Origin of the sequence: Shewanella sp. 11B5 (assembly GCF_002836795.1) — a bacterium.
GTDB classification, from domain to species: domain Bacteria; phylum Pseudomonadota; class Gammaproteobacteria; order Enterobacterales; family Shewanellaceae; genus Shewanella; species Shewanella frigidimarina.
This window is the reverse complement of sequence record NZ_PJAP01000846.1, coordinates 1-1,544: the sequence shown is the minus strand read 5'-3', so window position 1 is coordinate 1,544 and position 1,544 is coordinate 1. Positions and strand designations below refer to the sequence as shown.

General features: G+C 39.2%; 2 protein-coding genes. One reads left to right on the top strand and one right to left on the bottom strand.

All coding sequences use genetic code 11. The features are described 5' to 3' along the window. On the bottom strand, window positions 1-232 hold a 232-nt coding region (locus tag CXF78_RS17055), incomplete at its 3' end, for a hypothetical protein (protein ID WP_257984937.1). A gap of 465 nt (window positions 233-697) precedes the next feature. Here CXF78_RS17055 and CXF78_RS17050 point away from each other — a divergent pair. Further along, on the top strand, window positions 698-1,544 hold an 847-nt coding region (locus tag CXF78_RS17050; RefSeq protein WP_145991530.1), incomplete at its 3' end, for an alkaline phosphatase.

Genomic DNA, 1,544 nt, shown 5'->3' with positions numbered 1-1,544 from the left:
CTGGATTAACCTCACCATAAACTTCTTCAGGATCAACATCATTAATCAGTAATATTTCCCTAACGGTTTCTATGTGATCTAATATTTTTTGGTAGCTGTCGCCATACTCATACTTAGTCACTTCAATTGATTTAGGCATGTAGGTAAACGCGATTTTCAATGCGTTTAAAGCAGACTCACTCATTTTGTCACTGTTTACTTCACTATTTGCTTCACTCATCTCTTTACTCATAACTTCCCCCATACAAACAGTCCTGATTTAATAGTTTTAATTAATAACATCTTACTCAACTATTCTGCCATAAGGTAGGGCTGCGATTGATTGAGTCAATAAACACACGAGCAAGGTAGGAGTACAACGATGCCCTCTGTTATAGCTAATCAACTTAACCTCTTTCAACTCAGATTACGGTAGGATTTATAATTATTTACTCATAAAATATAATTTAATCATAGTATTGATATTAATTACATTCCGAACATTGAGTAGTATAGCGACCAAACAAACTTATTATTCGGTAATAACACCAATACAGAGATCATTATTAAATAACAATAAAATCAGCAGCTTGATTATATACACATAAAACCCAAACGCTCTTGTAATCAAATTGTAATCGCAGTGTTACTTAACGTTCATTGTAAACCTCTATGTTATGGCCAGGTTCTCAAATAACTTAACTACAACATAGGTAATATGAATATGCTCAAACAAGGCTTATCAGTGGTTATCGCTAGTATATTGTCTTCGGCAACATACGCAGGTTCTGCAACCGCAGCGACAACGACTGACACACAACTCAATAATGCTTGGTATAAAGACGGCCAAGCAACCATCACAGAAAAATTACAACAATCAAGATCAACAAGAGCAAAAAATGTCATCTTGTTTGTTGGCGATGGTATGGGGATTTCCACACTTACCGCAGCTCGGATTTTAAAAGGCCAATTAGCCGGTAATTCTGGTGAAGAAGGTTACTTAAGCTTTGAAACATTTCCTTATTCAGCTCTGGTTAAAACTTACAATGTAGATGCACAAACACCAGATTCAGCAGGCACCATGACCGCCATGATGAGCGGCTTAAAATCAGACGCTGGTGTTCTGGGTGTTGATGAAGACGTCGTTCGTGGTACTTGTGCCTCAGTCAAAGGCAATGAAGTAGTAACCGCCTTAGAGTTAGCCGAAATAAAAGGCTTATCGACGGGTGTGCTATCAACCGCACGTATTACTCACGCAACGCCAGCCGCCACTTATGCAAAATCAGCAGACCGTAACTGGGAAGATATCTCAGACATGGATATTGACAATAATGCTGAACGTGCAGATTGCGAAGATATCGCATCACAACTGGTTAACTTTGAAAAAAATCTTGAACAACGTTACACCGGTGTTGATGTAGACGGCATTGATGTTGTGATGGGCGGTGGTCGTCGTCATTTTTTACCTAAAGATGCCGCATTTAATAGAGTCGATGCCGTTAGCGCTATTGAAGGTGACCGTACCGATGGCCGCGATTTGACCGCAGAATGGAGTGCTATGTATC